Consider the following 16,605-nt stretch of genomic DNA (forward strand, 5'->3'; position numbering starts at 1 on the left):
GCGCCCGTGGTACAGCGACGGCAAGGGGCGCCATGCGCCGACTGCGGCCCGCACGATGCCTCGCAGGGCGTGCGGGCGGCCGCCGAGGACGCGGCTGAATTGCTGCAATTGCAAAACGCGCCTTGCGCACCGCAGCGCAATATCATATCCCCAAAACGACCCGTCACGAAACTTCCTTGCGAGAGAAATCAGCATGAGCTTCCGTCTTCCGCCCGCCGCGCCTGCCCGTCCGAACCGCTGCCAGCTCTTCGGTCCCGGGTCCCGCCCCGCGCTGTTCGAAAAGATGGCGGCTTCCGCGGCCGATGTCATCAACCTCGATCTGGAGGACTCGGTCGCGCCCGGTGACAAGTCCGAAGCGCGCCGCAACATCATCCAGGCAATCGGTGACGTGGATTGGGGCAGCAAGCATCTTTCGGTGCGCATCAACGGCCTCGATACCCCCTACTGGTACCGGGATATCGTTGATCTTCTTGAACAATCCTCTGACCGCCTGGACCAGATCATGATCCCGAAGGTCGGTTGCGCCGCCGACGTCTACGCGGTCGATGCGCTCGTGACGGCGGTCGAAGCGGCCAAGGGCCGCAAGAAGCGCATCGCCCTTGAGGTGATCATCGAAACCGCCGCCGGCATCGCGCATGTGGAGGAAATCGCGGCCTCCTCGCCCCGTCTGCAAGCGATGAGCCTGGGTGCTGCGGACTTCGCCGCCTCAATGGGGATGCAGACCACCGGCATCGGCGGGACGCAGGAAAACTACTATATGGTCCGCGAGGGCGTGAAGCATTGGTCCGACCCCTGGCACTGGGCTCAGGCCGCCATCGTCGCCGCCTGCCGGACCCACGGCGTCCTGCCGGTCGATGGCCCCTTCGGCGACTTTTCCGACGATGAGGGCTTCCGCGCGCAGGCGCGCCGCTCCGCGACGCTCGGTATGGTCGGCAAATGGGCGATCCACCCCAAGCAGGTCGCGCTTGCGAACGAGGTGTTCACCCCGTCCGAGGCTCAGGTGACCGAGGCGCGGGAAATCCTCGCCGCGATGGAGGCCGCCAAGGCCGCGGGCCAGGGGGCCGCGACCTACAAGGGACGCCTGATCGACATCGCCTCCATGCGCCAGGCGGAGGTGATCGTGCGGCAGGCCGAGATCATCGGCGGCTGACAAGACCGGCGGAGTTGCATTTTCCGGGGCCTCGCTTCATATAACCGGGGTCCTGAACGGAGTGCGACATGAACTATCTCGAGTTCGAAAAACCCCTCGCCGAGATCGAAGGCAAGGCCGAGGAGCTTCGGGCGCTGGCCCGCAAGAACGAGGAGATGAACGTCGAGAAGGAGGCCGCCGCCCTTGACCGGAAGGCGGCCGAGATCCTGAAGGACCTGTACCGGAGCCTCGACCCCTGGCGGAAATGCCAGGTCGCGCGCCACCCCGACCGCCCGCACTGCAAGGATTACATCGAGGCGCTCTTCACCGAGTTCACGCCGCTCGCCGGCGATCGCAACTTCGCCGACGACCACGCGGTGATGGGCGGCATCGCCCGCTTCAACGACCAGCCGGTGATGGTCATCGGGCACGAAAAGGGCCACGACACCAAGACCCGGATCGAGCGAAACTTCGGCATGGCCCGTCCCGAGGGCTACCGCAAGGCGATCCGGCTGATGGATATCGCCCATCGCTTCGGCCTGCCGGTGGTGACCCTTGTCGATACGCCCGGCGCCTATCCCGGCAAGGGCGCGGAAGAGCGCGGCCAGTCCGAGGCGATCGCGCGCGCGACCCAGAAATGCCTTGAGATCGGGGTGCCGCTGATCTCGATCATCATCGGCGAGGGCGGTTCCGGCGGCGCGGTGGCCTTTGCCACAGCCAACCGGGTCGCGATGCTGGAACACTCGATCTATTCGGTCATCTCGCCCGAAGGCTGCGCCTCGATCCTGTGGAAGGATGCCGAGAAGATGCGCGAGGCCGCCGAGGCGCTTCGTCTTACGGCGCAGGATTTGCTCAAGCTCGGCGTCATCGACCGCATCGTGCCGGAACCCCTGGGTGGCGCTCAGCGGGGCCGCAAGGAGGCGATCGAGGCCGTCGGCAAGGCCATCGAGGCGATGCTGAAGGACCTGTCCGGCAAGAAGCCCGCCGAACTCATCAAGGACCGGCGGCGCAAATTCCTAGAGATGGGGATGAAAAGCCTCGCGGCCTGATCGCCGCCCGGCCCCTTCTTCATTGTCCAAATACCCCCGCCGGAGGCGGACCGACGCCCCGGCGCGCCTGACCGCGTAGGCTGGGTGCGGGCCCGGGGGGCCTCGGCCTAGTCCGGGATCTTGAACCCCGCTTCCGCCATCAGCCGGTTCGAGGCATCCTCGACGGCGGGTTCGATCCGGGTCATGAAGGCATCGACGCGCATGCCCGCCGGGATGCGCGGCAGGAACTCCACCACGGCAAGCCCCGGTTTTCTAAGGAGCCCGTGGCGCGGCCAGAACACACCGACATTGGTGGCCGCGGGAACGCAGTCCCGCTTGAGCTGCGCGTAAAGCACCCCGACGCCGACCTTGTAGGGCTTGGTGGCGCCTGCGGCGACGCGCGTTCCCTGAGGATAGATGATCAGCTGTCCGGGCTGATCGCTCCGGGCGGCCTTGACGTCCGCCACCATCTTGCGCATCGCCTCGCCGCCGCGCCCACGATCGACCGGGATGCAGCCCAGCCGCTTGGCGTACCAGCCGACGAACGGCGCCCACAGCAACTCCTTCTTCATGATGAACCTGGGGCGGGGAACCACAGAGATGATCAGGATGATGTCGAAGAAGCTCTGATGTTTCGCCCCGATCAGCACCTCGTCCTGCGGCACCTCCCCCCGGATTTCGGAGCGCAGACCTACGATGGCCGCGGCCGACCAGCGGACCCAGCGGGTATAGCCGTGAACGGCCCGGATCGCGTTGTCCTTGTTCCAGAGCACCGCGGGAAGCCAACCCAGCGCATAGATGGCAAGCGCCAGGTACATCTGGAAGATGAAGATCGCAGAGAGAAGATATTGCAGCGCAAGTCTCATGTTCGGTGCCTCATGCTTCGCTTTTCAGCCGGCCGAGTGCGGCGGCGCGGGTCGCCAGAAGGGCGGCAAGGGCCGCGATCGCCGGCACGGCCAGCGGCCAGAGCCATTCGCGGCCCGAAAATCCAAGATGCGCCAGAACCTGACCGTCGGCGACCACCGGCAGGAAGGCAACCGCCGACCCCGCCAGCGCCGTTCCGGCGAGCGCACCCGCGAAGCTGCGAAGGGTGAAGCGTCGGACGAAGGCGCGCGCGATGGTCACGTCGCGCGCCCCGATCAGGCGCAAAACGCGGATCACCTGCCCGTTCGCGGCAAGTGCGGCCTGCGCAGCCAGCGTCACCATGGCAACCGTCGCGCCCCCGATCAGGATCAGCGACAGCACCGCAAGGCGTCTGAGGCCCAGTGCCGTTTCAACCAGCGGCCTGCGCCAGCGGGTGTGATCGTCGAGCTGCGCGCCGGGCGCCTCGGCGGCAAGGCGTAGCGCAAGCCCCGTGCCGTCGAAACCCGCGCGCGCGGTGGAAAGCTCCACCAGACGCGGGATCGGCAGCGACTCGACCGGCAGGTCCGGGCCGAACCAGGGGGCGAGCAGTGCGCGGGTCTCCTCCTCCGGGATCGCGCGCGCGCCGGTCACGCCGGGCGTCGTCTCCAGAACCTCCAGGACGCGCTTGACCTGGGTTTCGGCCTGCTCGGGCGCGGCGGAGATCCGCACCGTTGCGGTATCGAGCAGCGCGGCGGACCAGCTGTCGGCCAGGCGGTTCGCCGAAAGCGCCAGCGCCAGCGCGAAGACCGCGAGGAAGGCCATCGCGCCCGCGGTGAAAACCGTCAGCGTGGCGCTGCTGCCGGAGGGCGGGACGATCCGGTCGATCCACGGGGCCAGCTTCGGGCGGCGCGACAGGAAGGGCGGCAGGGTCATCACAGATCCGCCCCCGCCAGTTGCAGCCGCCGGTCCTTGATCCTCAGAACCCGGGCCGAAACCTGCGCCTTCGCGGTTCTGATCAGGTTCAGGTCATGGGTGGCGATCAACACGGTCTTGCCCATCTTGTTCAGCTCGATCAGCAGCGAGAGAAGCCGCTGCGACATTTCCCAGTCGAGGTTGCCGGTCGGCTCGTCGGCGAGGATGACATCGGGCGAGGTGACGATCGCCCGGGCCAGGGCGCCGCGCTGGCGCTCGCCCCCCGAAAGCTCCGGCGGCAGCGCCTCGCCGCGGCTGCGCAGGCCGACCCAGGCCAGAAGCTCCCTGAGTTCTTCCGCCACCACCGGGCGGCCCGCGATGACCAGCGGAAGGGCCACATTTTCCGCAAGCGGAAGGTGGTCGAGGAATTCGCAGTCCTGATGCACGAAGCCAATCCGCCGCCGCATCCCGGCCAGCCCGTCGCGAGAGAGCCGCGCGAGCTCTTCGCCAAAGACCGAAAGGCTGCCTGAAACCGGGCGAAGCTCGCCGTAACAAAGCTTCAGAAAGGTCGTCTTGCCGGCGCCGGACGGGCCCGTCAGGAAGTGGAAAGACCCCGGCGGCAGGGTCAAGGTCATATCCGAAAGCAGCGTTCTGCCAGCGTAGCCGTAGCTTGCGTCGCGCAGTTCGATCACCCTAAACCTCCGTTGATGGCGTGACATTCCGGCCCCGGTGCCCGCCCGTTTGGCCGCCATGCATCGCAAATGCTTGGATCGCGGCGCCATGCTTGCTACAACAGGCTAACAACAAAGGCCAGAATGGCGATGAGCGTTCGGGCTCGGGCAGTAAATCGGGTGACAAGATGCGGCTGGTATGCCCCAAATGCGGCGCGCAGTACGAGATTGAGGACAGCCTCATTCCCGCAGCTGGGCGAGATGTCCAATGTTCCGACTGCGGGACGGCGTGGTTTCAGAAAAGCGCGGCCGCTCTGACGGCAGAGGCGGAGGCCAGCCGCGCGGCGATGGAATGGTCGGAAAGCACCGATCTTGCCGGTGCGTCAGACGCCCCCGCCCAAGAGCCGCGCGCGTCAGAGCCGGAAGAAATCCCGTCGTCGGAGCCCGAACCCGCGCCAGCGCTAGCGGCAGCGGTCCAGGCCGAACCGGACCCGCAGCCAGCGGAACCTGAGCCCCAGGCCGAAGCCCCGGCGGCTGAGCCGGTCTTCAAACGGCGCGCAATTGACGAGGCCACGCTGAGCGTCCTGCGCGAAGAGGCGGAGCGTGAAACGCAGGCCCGCGTTGCCGAGGGGACCGCCACAGCACCGGCCGTGCCCCATCATGAACCCGCCCCCGAACGCAGCATGGATATCCGCGCGGCGGAGGAGGCTCAGCCGGAACCGGCGGCAGAGCCCGCCCCCGCGCTGGTGGTCGAAGCCGCAGTTGATGGGGCGGAGGAAGACGATCGCCAGTCCCGCAAGGAGCTTCTGCCCGATATCGAGCAGATCAACTCGACCCTGCGCTCGACCTCTGGCCGTGCCGATGATGCGGTGCTGAAGGACGCGCCCCAGAACCTGCGCCGCCATCGCGGCGCCTTTCGCTTTGGCCTGATCAGCGCGCTGGCCGCGGTCGCGACGCTGGTGCTGCTTTACGCGCTGGCCCCGGCCATCGTGGGCGCCTTCCCGGGCAGCGAAGACCGGATGGCGGCCTATGTCGAGGCCGTTGACGGGTTCCGCCGCTGGCTTGAGACGGTTGTCCTCGCCGCAGCGGAAGCGATGGGCGGACCCGACCGCTAACAGGTGGCGCTCGGCCCGGCCGTGACCTTGGTCAGAACCGGTCCAGCAAGCGTCTGAGATAATCCAGTTCCAGTTGCGGACGGGTTCGGTCGTTCGAACGGCGGCGCAATTCGTCGAGCAGGTCGATCGCGCGACGGTAAACGTCCTTGTCCTGCAGCATGTTCTGGCCGGAATCGATGCCGCCAATGCTGCCCGCCGTCCGGCCCAGCGGATCGCGCGGCACCTCGCGCGTGCCATCGGCCTGCGCCTGCCCCTGGTTGCCCGGCTGGTCCGGGCGGTTCTGGGCCAGCGCCTCGCCCAGCGAACGCAGGCCCTCCCGCAGGTTGCGGATTGCCTCTGCCTGGCGGTCCAGCGCACCAGCCATGTCGCCGTCGCGCAGCGCGCCCTCGGCGTCCTCCATCGCCCGACCGGCGTCGCGCAGGGCCTGGCGGGCCGCCTCGTCCAGATCTCCGCCGCCGGTATCGGGCAGGCGGCCTTGCTGCTCGGCCAGCTGGTCGCGCAGCGCCCGCTGGCGTTCGGCCAGGCTGCGCGGGTCGCCCTCGCCCGTGCCGCCGCGCGGGTCGGTCTGTTCGGCGGTTCCCTCGCCTTCGCCGCCCGGCTGCCCGGGGCGGGCCTGCTGCTGGTCGCCGCCGCGCCCGCCCTGTTGAAGCCTGCGGAACGCCTCGTCGGAAAGCTGCTGCTGCCCGCGCAGGGTCTGCTGAAGGTCCCGCATCGACTGACCGCCGGGGGATTGCTCGCCCTCGCCGCCTTCGCCTTGGGTAACTTGCATATTCTCCATCATCCGGCTGAGCTGGTCGAGCAGCTCCTGCGCCTCGGCCATGCGGCCTTCTTCCATCAGGCGCTGGATCTCGTCCATCATCTGCTGAAGCTGGTCGCCGGTCATCGTCTGACCGTTTTCCGCACGCCGGTCGGGTTCGTCGGTATTGTCCTGACGCTGGGCGTTTTCGGCAAGCTCGCGGATGTAGTCGTTGGTCGCCTGCTTGAGGTCGTCCATCAGCTTCTGGATCTCGTCCGGGCTGGCACCGTTGCGGATCGCCTCGGACAGCCGTTCCTGCGCCTGCCGCATCTTTTCGAGCGCATCCGAAAGCCCGCCGTCCTCGATCAGGATCGCGACCTCCCACAAGGCCTCGGCGATCTCGTCGCGCATCGTGGGTGTCAGCAACCCTTGGGCGAGCCCGCCGTCAAGCCGCCGCATCGCGACCCGCAGCATCAGATAGGCGCGTTCATTGCGAATGAAGCCCTCTGGCCGGTGGGTGATGGCACGCAGGATCTGGGCGGAGCGCCTGCCGTTTTCGCGCGACCACAAGATATCGCGCCGCATCTCCGCGACGGCAGCGGCGAGCGGGTCGAAGAAGCGCCGCCCCGGCAGCAGGATGTCTCGCAGATCACTCTGGCCGAACTGGCCGCGGGAATCCTCGACGAACAGGCGCATGCGGACCGGCAGGTTGGACCAGACATGCTTCGAGGCATCCTCGACCAGCGTTTCGGTGAAGTCGGCGCGGCTTCCCGCGAAGGGCAGCGGCAGGTCGTAGACCAGGGTTTCCTGCGGTTCCGGGTCCGTGGCAAGGCCGTGGCGCCGGTCGAGCCGGTCCGTGTCCAGCGTGAATTCCGCGCGCCCGCGCAGGACGGCGTAGTCGTCCCGCGCGGTGAAAGGCTGCGACATGACCCCGTCCGCCTGGCGGTTGATCGCGCCCGCGAACTCGACGCTTGGGGACGTGTCGGGGGAGACGGTCAGCTGCCATTCCCGGCCCCCGTCGCCGGAGATGCTGAGGGTGCCGGAGCGCGCGGCCTCGAAATCATAGGCGCGGACGGGGATCGCGGCCGTGCTGTCGCCCGGCGGTTCCCCCGCCGCGTCGCGGCCAGAGACGCTTTCGAACAGAGAAAGCTCGCTCGCCGGGGCATAAAGCCGGACGGTCACGCGGGTGCCCTCGGGCACGGTGACGCCTTCGGCTTCGATCGTATTGAGATACAGGCTGGGCTTGCCTGTGTAGCGGGGTGGCTCCAGCCAGGCTTCCCAGGAGGGACCGGCGGGAATGGATGCGCCCGCAGGTCCCGTCGCGCCGGTCGCGACGCTGCCGACCTTCCAGATCGAGCCGAAAAGCAGCGCCATGACCAGCGCCGTCAGCGCGGCATAGCGCAGCGCGTAGGGATCGCGCCGCGCAATCCGCAGATCCGGCGCGACGGGCCGCGCCCCGGACAGCCGCGCCGCCATCCGGTCCAGATGTGCCCGCCAGACCTTCGCGCTTTCGGGGTCCTGGTCGCCCACCGCCTGATGGTCCGTCAGGGTCGCGATCGGGCGGCCGGGCAGGGTGGCGTCCAGTCGCGCCGCCGCCTCGTCCCGGCTCGGCCAATGGAACTGGCGGGCGCCCCGCCAAAGGCTCGTCCCAAGCAGAAGCAGGCAGAGGACCGAACCGATCCAGAACACCTCGACTGACAGGCGATCCTGAAGCCCGAAGGCCAGCGCCGCGATCAGCGAGGACAGGATCGTCCAGACAGGCCAGAAGCCGCGCGTGATGCGCTCGGCCGCCATGCCCGCCCGCGTGATGCGAAGCGGCCAGCGGATGTCCCGCATCGCGGGGCCTGGGGTCGGTGTCTGTTGCGTCATTCTCCCCGTCCGTGACGCGACCGCGCGGGCCTGCGCGTCAGAGCCACTCGGGGATGCTATCGCGCTTTATGATCTCGTCAAAGCTCGGACGGGCGCGGATGACGGCGAATTGATCCCCATGGACGAGCACTTCGGGCACAAGCGGGCGGGTGTTGTATTCCGACGCCATGACCGCGCCATAGGCCCCGGCGGAGCGGAAGGCCACCAGATCGTCCGGCTCGAGCGGCGGCAGGGGCCGCGCCTTGGCGAAGGTGTCGCCGGTCTCGCAGACCGGGCCCACGATGTCGCAGGGCTGGGGCTCCAGGCCCGGCGCGGGCTCGATCACAGGGACGATGTCGTGATGCGCGCCATACATCGAGGGCCGCACGAGGTCGTTCATCGCCGCGTCGAGGATCAGGAAATCCCGGCCCTCACCGTGCTTGAGGTAGATGACCGAGGCGACCAGCAGCCCCGCGTTGCCCGAAATCAGCCGCCCCGGCTCGATCTCGACCTCGCAGCCCAGGTCGCCGACGGTGCGCTTGATCAGCGCGCCGTATTCCACCGGAAGCGGCGGGGCCGAGTTGGAGCGTTCGTAGGGGATGCCGAGCCCGCCGCCGAGGTCGAGCCGCGTGATCGTATGGCCGTCAGCGCGCAGCGCGCGTGTCAGTTCGGCGACCTTGGTATAGGCGAGTTCGAAGGGCTCCAGATCGGTCAGCTGGCTGCCGATGTGAACATCGATGCCCACGATATTGATCCCGGGCAGGCGGGCGGCCTCGGCATAGACTTCCCGCGCGCGGGCGATCGGGATGCCGAACTTGTTTTCCTTCTTGCCGGTGGCGATCTTTTCATGGGTCTTCGCGTCCACGTCCGGGTTCACGCGGATGGCGATGGGCGCCACAGCGCCGAGAGCCGAGGCGACCTCGGACAGCGCCAGAAGCTCCGGCTCGCTTTCGACGTTGAACTGGCGGATGCCGCCCTCAAGCGCCTGGCGCATTTCGGCCCGGGTCTTGCCGACGCCGGAAAAGACGATGCGTTCGCCCGGAACGCCGGCCGCCTTGGCGCGCAGGTATTCCCCGCCCGAGACCACGTCCATCCCCGCCCCGAGCCGCGCCAGCGTCTTCAGGACCGCGACATTGCCGTTGGATTTCACCGCGAAGCAGACCAGGTGCGGCAGGGGCGACAGCGCCTCCTCGAAAAGCCGGTAATGCCGTTCGAGCGTGGCGGTGGAATAGACATAGAAGGGCGTGCCCACGGCGGCTGCGATCTCGGGGATCGCCACGTCCTCGGCGTGAAGGACACCGTCGCGGTAAAGGAAATGGTCCATGGTCGCGCACCCTCGTTCCCAATTCGGGGCCGAGGCTTAGTCGATCCGTGACGCGAAGGAAAGCGTCCTGAGGCAGGTTGAAATCAATCAATCGTTTGATTAAAGTTGCTGCGACTCGGAGGCCCCATGACCGACACCCCCCTTCCGGCGCCCGAGGGGACGCAGGCCGCGTTGATCGCTGCGGGCCTGCACCTTTTTGGGCGTAACGGTTTCGCCGCGACCTCGACCCGCGACCTGGCGGCACGGGCGGGCGCGAACGTTGCCTCCATCGCCTATCACTTCGGCGGCAAGGAGGGGCTGCGCCACGCCTGCCTGAAGGAAGTCGCGCGGCGCATGCGCGCGGTCCTGTCCGGGGCCGACAGCATCCCCGGCACCCCCGAGGCCGCGGCGCGACAGCTTGAAGGCATGCTGCGCGCGCTTGTCTTCTTCCTGACCACCGCGAAGGAATCGGCCGACCTCGTCGCCTTCATGCTGCGCGAGATCGCTGAGGCGGGACCGGGCCTCGCCGATGTCTATCAGGACCTGATCGAGCCCCGCCACCGCGCGGTCTGCGCGCTTTGGGCCGCCGCGACCGGCCAAGACCCTGAAAGCGAGGACGTGCGGATTTCGGTCTTCGCCTTCATCGGGCAGGCGATCTACTTCCGCATCGGCCGCCCCATCGTGGAACGCCGTCTGGGCTGGTCCGAAATCGGCCCGGCCGAGGCGGAAAAGATCGCCGACCGGCTCACCCTGCACCTGCGTGCCATCCTTGCCGAAAGGCCAGCGCCATGATCCTGTGCTCGATCCCCCTTGTCGCCTCGCTTTTCACGGCCTGCACCCCGCCGCCGCCCTTCGCGACCGGTTATGTGGAAGGCGAGTACGTCCTGATCGCCCCGGTCGCGACGGCGGAGATCGCGGCGATCCCGGTCCGGCGTGGCGATCGCGTGGCGGCCGGGACCGTGTTGGCGGATCTGGAGCGGCAGGATGCGGAGATTGCCTTGGCGGAGGCCAAGGCCGCGCTGGCGCGCGCCGAGAGTGAGCTTGCCAACCTCCAGGAAGGCCGGCGACCCGAGGAGATCCGGGTCCTGGAAGCCGCGCTTGCATCGGCGCGGGCGTCCTCGGCCGAAAGCGACCGCGCCGCCGAACGGCTGGCAAACCTCGCCGCGCGCGGGGCCGCGACGGAGGCGCAGCGCGACGATGCCGCCACTGCGGCCGAGGTTGCCCACGCCCGCGTCGCGCAGGCTGAGGCCGACCTTGCCGTCGCGCGTCTGCCTGCCCGCGCCCAGCAGATCGCTGCTGCCCAGGCGACGGTCGATGGGGCGAAGGCTGCGCTGTCGCGGGCGGAGTGGACACTGTCCAAGCGCCGCCTGACGGCCCCCGCGCCGGGGCTGGTGGCCGACGTGATTCGCACGCCGGGCGAAATCGCGGGCCCCGCCGCCCCGGTCCTGTCGCTGCTGCCGGACGGCGCGGTCAAGCTGCGGCTTTACGTGCCTGAGCCCCTCGTGGCGCTGATCCATCCCGGCGACAGCCTCGAAATCCGCTGCGATGGCTGCCCCGGCCCGGCCCTTGCCACCGTCACCTATGTTGCCGACACCGCGGAGTTCACGCCGCCCGTCATCTATTCCCGCGAGACGCGCCAGAAACTCGTCTACCTGGTAGAGGCCGCGCCCGCCGATGGCGCCGGCCTGAAGCCCGGGCAGATCGTCGATGTGCGCCTGCCGGGTTCGGGGCAATGACCGAGGCCCCCGCCATCGAAGTCCACGGACTGGTGAAGCGTTTCGGCGGGCGCGCCGTCGTGGACGACGTGTCTCTTTCGGTCGCGCGGGGCGAGATCATGGGGTTCCTGGGTCCGAACGGATCGGGCAAGACCACGACGATCCGCCTGATGTGCGGCCTGCTGACCCCTGACGCCGGGCAGGGTCGGGTGCTTGGCCACGACATCCTGACCGAGGGCCGCGCCATCAAGCGCGAGGTCGGCTACATGACCCAGCGCTTTTCCTTCTATGAGGATCTGACGATTGAGGAGAACCTGCGCTTCGTCGCCGGGCTTTACGGGTTGAAGCCCGCCCGCGACGCGGTGGCGCGCACGCTGGCCGACCTGGGTCTGACCTCGCGGCGGGGCCAGCTTGCGGGCGCGCTCTCAGGCGGCTGGAAACAGCGCCTCGCTCTGGCCGCCTGCATCATGCACCGCCCCCGGCTCCTTATGCTCGATGAACCCACCGCAGGCGTCGATCCCAAGGCACGGCGCGATTTCTGGGACGAGATCCACCAGCTTGCCGCCGGGGGGCTGACCGTGCTCGTCTCCACCCACTACATGGACGAGGCGGAGCGCTGCCACCGGATCAACTACATCTCCTACGGCAAGCTCGTCGCCGGGGGGACGGTGTCGGAGGTGGTGCGCGACGCCGGGCTCACGACATTCGTACTGTCCGGAAAGGACACCGCGCGGGCGGCGGAGCGGTTCCGGGGGATGGCAGGTGTCGATCAGGTTGCCCCCTTCGGCAACACGCTGCACGTCGTCGGGCGCGATGCCGTGGCGCTGCGCCGGGCCGCCGAAACGGTCGCGGCGGAAACCGGCTGCACGCTCAGCCCCAGCGAAACCAGCCTTGAGGATGTGTTCATCCAGCTCATGGGCACGGCGCGGGACAATATGCGATGACCTGGGTCTTCTCCCTCACCCGCCTCAGCGCGCTTCTGGCGAAGGAACTGATCCAGATGCGGCGCGACCGGATCACCTTCGCGATGATGCTGGGCGTCCCGCTTATGCAGCTCATGCTCTTCGGCTTTGCCATCAATGCCGATCCGAAAAGCCTGCCCGCCGCGCTGGTCGCGCCCACCCAGGACCGTTACAGCCGGGCCATCGTCACGGCGCTGGAACTGACGGGCTATTACCGCTTCACCCATCCCGATGCCTCGGCCGCAGAGGCAAAGACGCTGATCGCGCGGGGCGACGTGTCCTTCGTCGTGACGCTGCCCTCCGACTTCGGGCGCCGGGTGGACCGGGGCGACCATCCGACCCTGCTGATCGAGGCCGACGCCACCGACCCCTCGGTCGCCTCCGGCGCGATCTCGACCCTTTCGACCGTCGCCGCCGAGGCGCTGCTGCGGGAAAAGGGGATCGAGGCGCAGGCCCGGGAAAGCGCGGCCGAGGCGCTGGAGGTCGTGGTGCACCGCCGCTACAACCCTGAGGGTGTCACGCAGTACAACATCGTGCCAGGCCTCTTGGGCGTGATCTTGCAGATGACCATGGTGATGATGACCGCCATGGCGCTCACCCGAGAGCTGGAGCGAGGGACGATGGAAAACCTGCTTTCGATGCCCGCGACCCCGCTTGAGATCATGCTGGGAAAGATCCTGCCCTACCTGGGCGTGGGCGCCGTGCAGGTCGCGGTTGTCCTGATCGCCGCCAAAGCGATCTTCGGCGTGCCGTTCCTGGGGCCAATGCCGCTTCTTCTGGGCGGCGTCTTCATCTTTGTCTCGTCGCTGGTGATCCTGGGGTATCTCTTCTCGACCGTCGCGCGGACGCAGATGCAGGCCATGCAGCTGACCTTCTTCTACTTCCTGCCCTCGCTCCTGCTGTCGGGTTTCATGTTCCCCTTTCGGGGCATGCCCGGCTGGGCGCAGGCGCTGGGCGAGTTATTCCCGCTCACGCATTTCCTGCGCATCGTACGCGCGGTGATGCTGAAGGGCGCCGACATGGCCGCCGTCGCGCAGCCGATGGCGGCGCTGACGCTGTTCGCGATCGGCTTTGCGGCCTTCGCGCTGATGCGCTTCCGCCGGACGCTCGACTAGGCGCCCGGCCTAGCCGGAAACGCTCGACATGGGCGCGGGCGGGTGCGGGGGGCCGTCGGCGCCGCACGAGGCCAGGAGGGCAAGCGCTGCCAGCGCCCAGAGGGTCCTCATTTCAGCGCCTCCTTCCAGCGGGCGACCTGCGCGCGCACCTGGTCGGGCGCGGTTCCGCCGTAGCTTTGCCGGCTGGCGACGGAGTTGTGGACACCCAGCACGGAATAGACCGCCTCGGTGATCCCGGCGTGGGCGGACTGCATGTCAGCGAGCGTCAGTTCCGGCAGGTCGCACCCCTTCTTCTCGGCGAGCGCCACCAGCGCACCGGTGACATGATGCGCCTCGCGGAAGGGCAGGCCAAGCTCGCGCACAAGCCAGTCGGCGAGGTCGGTCGCGGTGGAAAAGCCCGAGGCCGCCGCGCGTTCCAGATTGGCGCGGTTCGCGGTCATGTCGCGCACCATGCCTTCCATCGCGGCCAGGGCCAGCATCAGGTTGTCGGCGGCGTCGAAGACCTGTTCCTTGTCTTCCTGCATGTCCTTGGAATAGGCGAGCGGCAGCCCCTTCATCACCATCATCAGCGCGACATTGGCACCCATGATGCGCCCGATCTTCGCCCGGATCAGCTCCGCCGCGTCGGGGTTTTTCTTCTGCGGCATGATCGAGGAGCCGGTCGAAAACCGGTCCGACAGCGCCACGAAGCGGAACTGGGCCGAGGACCAGATCACCAGCTCCTCGGCGAAGCGCGACAGGTGCATAGCGCAGATCGAGGCGGCGGCGAGGAATTCCAGCGCGAAGTCGCGGTCCGACACGGCATCCAGAGAATTGGCCATCGGCCGGTCGAAGCCAAGGGCGGCAGCCGTCGCGTGACGGTCGATCGGGAACGAGGTTCCGGCCAGCGCGGCCGCGCCCAGCGGGCATTCGTTCATCCGGGCGCGGGCGTCGGTGAAGCGGCCGATGTCGCGGGCGAACATCTCGACATAGGCCATCATGTGGTGGCCCCAGGTGACGGGCTGCGCGGTTTGAAGGTGGGTGAATCCGGGCATCACCCAGTCTGCCCCGGCCTCCGCCTGCGCCAGCAGCGCGCGCACCAGCGCGCTCAAGCCCGCGATCGCCGCGTCCGCCTGGTCGCGCACCCAAAGCCGGAAATCCGTCGCCACCTGGTCATTGCGCGACCGCGCGGTGTGGAGCCGTCCGGCGGGCTCGCCGATCACTTCTTTCAGCCGCGCCTCGACATTCATGTGAATGTCTTCCAGCGCGGTCGAAAAGGCGAAGTTTCCGCCCTCGATCTCTGACAAGACCGTGAGCAGCCCTTCCCCAATCGCCTCCGCATCCTTAGAGGTGATGATGCCTTGGGCGGCCAGCATCGCCGCATGGGCCCGGCTGCCCCGGATATCCTGGGCGTAAAGCCGCTGGTCGAACCCGATGGAGGCATTGATCGCCTCCATGATCGCGTCCGGTCCGGCGGCGAAGCGCCCGCCCCACATCGCGTTGGAGGATTTCGTGCTGTCGGTCATCGTCAACGGGCCTTTCGGAGGCAACATGCGCAAGTTTCTGTCCGCCGTCCTCTACACGGCGCTGGCCTTCGGTGCAAACGCCCAGACGGCGGACACCGAGGCTTTGGAGGCGCTGCGTCAAGGTGACATGCAAAAGCTCGTGTTTTCCGACGCGCCGCAGCCGGTTCCCGAGGCGGTCTTGCTGGATGCCGAGGGGGCAGAGCACGGCCTGTCCGAATACGCGGGCCGCTATGTACTCCTGAACTTCTGGGCGACCTGGTGCGCGCCCTGCCGGGCCGAACTGGGGTCGCTTGACCGGCTGGAGGCTGCCCTGGGTGGCGAGGATTTCGCGGTCGTGACCGTGGCGACGGGCCCAAATCCGGTGCCGGCGATCCAGAAGCTCTTCGCGGAAGAGGGGATCACCCGGCTGCCGATCCTGCGCGACACCCGCCAGGCGTTCGCCCGCGCCATGGGCGTCCTTGGCCTGCCGATCACGGTCCTGATCGACCCCGAGGGGCGAGAGATCGCGCGCCTGATCGGCGATGCTGTCTGGGACGGGCCCGAGGCGCAGGCCATCGTCGCTGCCCTGATCGCGGGCCGGTCCTAGGCGGCTATCGTTCGAGGGGTTCTGGGCCGGGACCGTTCCGGGAACAAAGCCCGGTTCCAAGATGGGCAGGCGCCGGCGAACGCGGGAGATCGCTTCCTTTAGGATGGACCGTCGGGTCGCGCGGGAACCGCGTGAGAATCGTCGCGCCCCGAGGCCGTCGATCTTGGGCCTGCCGACTGAGTCAGCCCCGCCCTTGAGGGCTGTCGAAGAAAGGCGTCATCTGCGCGACGATCACCGCGTTTTCCGCCAACGCACGGTCCATCAGCGCACGCTCTTCGGCCTCGATCTCATGCCCCTGCGCGATACGTTCCTCAAGGGTGCCGTAGCCGGTCACGTCAAGCGGGTTGAGGTCGGCCTGCTTCAGGATCGCGACGGTTTCGCGAACCGCCTCGTCCTCATCCACGCCCGAGGCATAGACCATCAAGGCCGCGCCGTTCGCGCCCTTGGGCAAGCCGTCACCGGTCCTGCGCCCGACCTGGACCAGCAGCGTATAGACCTGCTGCGGACGTTTCGGCTTCTGGGGCTTTTCGGACATCGGCGCCTCCTGTCATTTGCGACGGGGTCGCGCGTCGTGGCCGCCATGTCAAGGCCCGGCGATCGGGGATGGCGGCCGGTGTTGAGCCCGCAGGCCGGCGCGATGCCGCGCATTCAGGCCTTCTGGCGGATGATGTCGAGGATCAGCACGTCCTGCGCCGGCGCCCCGATGATGTCGCGCGCCGCGTCCTTTAGCGCACGGCGCAGGTGCTCCAACATTCCGCTTTCGGTGAAGGAGCCGTCGAACCCACCTGTGTTCGCATGGTCGAACAGGACCCGCAGGAACGTATCGCGCAGTTTCGGTTCGCGGGCGTAGATCGCCTGGGCCTGTCCGGCTTCCGCCTCGATACTCAGGCTCAAGATGACGAGCGACCGAATGTCCCCGCCTTCCATGACCGGCACCACGAACTGGTTGTTCAGCTTCACGTACTCGACTTCGCTGGGCGCGTCCGGCGCCGCCGCATGGGCCTCCGCCTCGGGGGGCGGGCCACAGGAGGCCTCATCCGCCTCCGCCCCCGGGGCGGGGCGAAGGGCCCAGCCCGCGCCCACGCCCCCCCCAAGGCCAAGCAGAACCAGAAGCAGCGGAAGAAGCTTGCCCATCGC

16 protein-coding genes are annotated in these 16,605 nt (G+C 68.2%); 8 read left to right on the forward strand and 8 right to left on the reverse strand.

All coding sequences use genetic code 11. From position 1 onward, the window contains the following. The first annotated feature begins 193 nt into the window (after positions 1–193). Together OE647_RS15150 and OE647_RS15155 are read left to right on the forward strand one after the other, a co-directional pair. On the forward strand, positions 194–1,150 hold the full coding sequence (locus tag OE647_RS15150) for an L-malyl-CoA/beta-methylmalyl-CoA lyase (RefSeq protein ID WP_263722597.1): 957 nt from the start codon (positions 194–196) through the stop codon (positions 1,148–1,150). A 68-nt stretch (positions 1,151–1,218) separates the two neighbouring features. Next, positions 1,219–2,178, forward strand: a complete 960-nt coding sequence (locus OE647_RS15155; RefSeq protein WP_263722598.1) for an acetyl-CoA carboxylase carboxyltransferase subunit alpha — start codon at positions 1,219–1,221, stop codon at positions 2,176–2,178. A gap of 107 nt (positions 2,179–2,285) precedes the next feature. Here the strand turns inward: OE647_RS15155 and OE647_RS15160 are convergent, their stop codons facing one another. Genes OE647_RS15160 through OE647_RS15170 form a run of 3 tightly spaced genes read right to left on the reverse strand, consistent with a single transcriptional unit; the run spans position 2,286 to position 4,604 of the window. Next, the gene (locus OE647_RS15160; protein WP_263722599.1) at positions 2,286–3,023 is read right to left on the reverse strand and encodes a lysophospholipid acyltransferase family protein; all 738 of its coding nucleotides are present in this window, start codon (positions 3,021–3,023) and stop codon (positions 2,286–2,288) included. A gap of 10 nt (positions 3,024–3,033) precedes the next feature. Next, a complete protein-coding gene (locus OE647_RS15165) occupies positions 3,034–3,933 on the reverse strand; it encodes a cell division protein FtsX (RefSeq protein ID WP_263722600.1) in 900 nt (299 codons plus the stop codon). Continuing rightward, complete coding sequence (locus OE647_RS15170) at positions 3,933–4,604, reverse strand: cell division ATP-binding protein FtsE (RefSeq protein ID WP_263722601.1); 672 nt, start codon at positions 4,602–4,604, stop codon at positions 3,933–3,935. The genes OE647_RS15165 and OE647_RS15170 overlap by 1 nt, the downstream gene beginning before the upstream one ends. Before the next feature lie 167 nt (positions 4,605–4,771). On the opposite strand from OE647_RS15170, the gene OE647_RS15175 reads away from it, so the two are divergent. Further along, positions 4,772–5,698 carry a zinc-ribbon domain-containing protein gene (locus OE647_RS15175; RefSeq protein WP_263722602.1) on the forward strand — a complete coding sequence of 309 codons (927 nt, stop codon included), beginning with the start codon at positions 4,772–4,774 and terminating at the stop codon, positions 5,696–5,698. 31 nt (positions 5,699–5,729) lie between these two features. Here OE647_RS15175 and OE647_RS15180 read toward each other — a convergent pair whose 3' ends face one another. Together OE647_RS15180 and lysA are read right to left on the reverse strand one after the other, a co-directional pair. Then, a complete protein-coding gene (locus OE647_RS15180) occupies positions 5,730–8,303 on the reverse strand; it encodes a TIGR02302 family protein (RefSeq protein ID WP_263722603.1) in 2,574 nt (857 codons plus the stop codon). Between the two features lie 37 nt (positions 8,304–8,340). Continuing rightward, a complete protein-coding gene (lysA, locus tag OE647_RS15185) occupies positions 8,341–9,606 on the reverse strand; it encodes a diaminopimelate decarboxylase (RefSeq protein WP_263722604.1) in 1,266 nt (421 codons plus the stop codon). Positions 9,607–9,732: 126 nt separating this feature from the next. On the opposite strand from lysA, the gene OE647_RS15190 reads away from it, so the two are divergent. Genes OE647_RS15190 through OE647_RS15205 form a run of 4 tightly spaced genes read left to right on the forward strand, consistent with a single transcriptional unit; the run spans position 9,733 to position 13,377 of the window. Further along, on the forward strand, positions 9,733–10,377 hold the full coding sequence (locus OE647_RS15190; RefSeq protein ID WP_263722605.1) for a CerR family C-terminal domain-containing protein: 645 nt from the start codon (positions 9,733–9,735) through the stop codon (positions 10,375–10,377). Continuing rightward, positions 10,374–11,321 (forward strand): HlyD family secretion protein, encoded by a 948-nt coding sequence (locus OE647_RS15195; RefSeq protein ID WP_263722606.1) that lies wholly within the window; start codon positions 10,374–10,376, stop codon positions 11,319–11,321. Before OE647_RS15190 ends, OE647_RS15195 begins: the two co-directional genes overlap by 4 nt. After that, entirely contained in the window at positions 11,318–12,244 is a 927-nt protein-coding gene (locus OE647_RS15200) for an ABC transporter ATP-binding protein (RefSeq protein ID WP_263722607.1), read from the forward strand. Before OE647_RS15195 ends, OE647_RS15200 begins: the two co-directional genes overlap by 4 nt. Then, the gene (locus OE647_RS15205; protein WP_263722608.1) at positions 12,241–13,377 is read left to right on the forward strand and encodes an ABC transporter permease; all 1,137 of its coding nucleotides are present in this window, start codon (positions 12,241–12,243) and stop codon (positions 13,375–13,377) included. Before OE647_RS15200 ends, OE647_RS15205 begins: the two co-directional genes overlap by 4 nt. Positions 13,378–13,484: 107 nt before the next feature. Here OE647_RS15205 and argH read toward each other — a convergent pair whose 3' ends face one another. After that, positions 13,485–14,882: an argininosuccinate lyase gene (gene argH, locus OE647_RS15210; protein WP_263722609.1), complete on the reverse strand. Its 1,398-nt coding sequence runs from the start codon at positions 14,880–14,882 to the stop codon at positions 13,485–13,487. Positions 14,883–14,907: 25 nt separating this feature from the next. Between argH and OE647_RS15215 the strand changes: the two genes are divergently transcribed. Next, the gene (locus tag OE647_RS15215; protein WP_263722610.1) at positions 14,908–15,468 is read left to right on the forward strand and encodes a TlpA family protein disulfide reductase; all 561 of its coding nucleotides are present in this window, start codon (positions 14,908–14,910) and stop codon (positions 15,466–15,468) included. A gap of 181 nt (positions 15,469–15,649) precedes the next feature. Here OE647_RS15215 and OE647_RS15220 read toward each other — a convergent pair whose 3' ends face one another. Further along, positions 15,650–16,003, reverse strand: coding sequence for a hypothetical protein (locus OE647_RS15220; protein WP_263722611.1), 354 nt, complete (start codon positions 16,001–16,003; stop codon positions 15,650–15,652). A 113-nt stretch (positions 16,004–16,116) separates the two neighbouring features. Next, positions 16,117–16,602: a flagellar basal body-associated FliL family protein gene (locus OE647_RS15225; protein ID WP_263722612.1), complete on the reverse strand. Its 486-nt coding sequence runs from the start codon at positions 16,600–16,602 to the stop codon at positions 16,117–16,119. Positions 16,603–16,605 lie beyond the last annotated feature (3 nt).

It is taken from the genome of Albidovulum sediminicola (assembly GCF_025751575.1).
GTDB lineage: Bacteria > Pseudomonadota > Alphaproteobacteria > Rhodobacterales > Rhodobacteraceae > Albidovulum > Albidovulum sediminicola.

Coding starts and splice junctions, on each gene's coding strand:
- OE647_RS15150 (WP_263722597.1), top strand. CDS start 194: ATGAGCTTCCGTCTTCCGCCCGCCGCGCCTGCCCGTCCGAACCGCTGC.
- OE647_RS15155 (WP_263722598.1), top strand. CDS start 1,219: ATGAACTATCTCGAGTTCGAAAAACCCCTCGCCGAGATCGAAGGCAAG.
- OE647_RS15160 (WP_263722599.1), bottom strand. CDS start 3,023: ATGAGACTTGCGCTGCAATATCTTCTCTCTGCGATCTTCATCTTCCAG.
- OE647_RS15165 (WP_263722600.1), bottom strand. CDS start 3,933: ATGACCCTGCCGCCCTTCCTGTCGCGCCGCCCGAAGCTGGCCCCGTGG.
- OE647_RS15175 (WP_263722602.1), top strand. CDS start 4,772: ATGCGGCTGGTATGCCCCAAATGCGGCGCGCAGTACGAGATTGAGGAC.
- OE647_RS15180 (WP_263722603.1), bottom strand. CDS start 8,303: ATGACGCAACAGACACCGACCCCAGGCCCCGCGATGCGGGACATCCGC.
- lysA (WP_263722604.1), bottom strand. CDS start 9,606: ATGGACCATTTCCTTTACCGCGACGGTGTCCTTCACGCCGAGGACGTG.
- OE647_RS15190 (WP_263722605.1), top strand. CDS start 9,733: ATGACCGACACCCCCCTTCCGGCGCCCGAGGGGACGCAGGCCGCGTTG.
- OE647_RS15195 (WP_263722606.1), top strand. CDS start 10,374: ATGATCCTGTGCTCGATCCCCCTTGTCGCCTCGCTTTTCACGGCCTGC.
- OE647_RS15200 (WP_263722607.1), top strand. CDS start 11,318: ATGACCGAGGCCCCCGCCATCGAAGTCCACGGACTGGTGAAGCGTTTC.
- OE647_RS15205 (WP_263722608.1), top strand. CDS start 12,241: ATGACCTGGGTCTTCTCCCTCACCCGCCTCAGCGCGCTTCTGGCGAAG.
- argH (WP_263722609.1), bottom strand. CDS start 14,882: ATGACCGACAGCACGAAATCCTCCAACGCGATGTGGGGCGGGCGCTTC.
- OE647_RS15215 (WP_263722610.1), top strand. CDS start 14,908: ATGCGCAAGTTTCTGTCCGCCGTCCTCTACACGGCGCTGGCCTTCGGT.
- OE647_RS15220 (WP_263722611.1), bottom strand. CDS start 16,003: ATGTCCGAAAAGCCCCAGAAGCCGAAACGTCCGCAGCAGGTCTATACG.
- OE647_RS15225 (WP_263722612.1), bottom strand. CDS start 16,602: ATGGGCAAGCTTCTTCCGCTGCTTCTGGTTCTGCTTGGCCTTGGGGGG.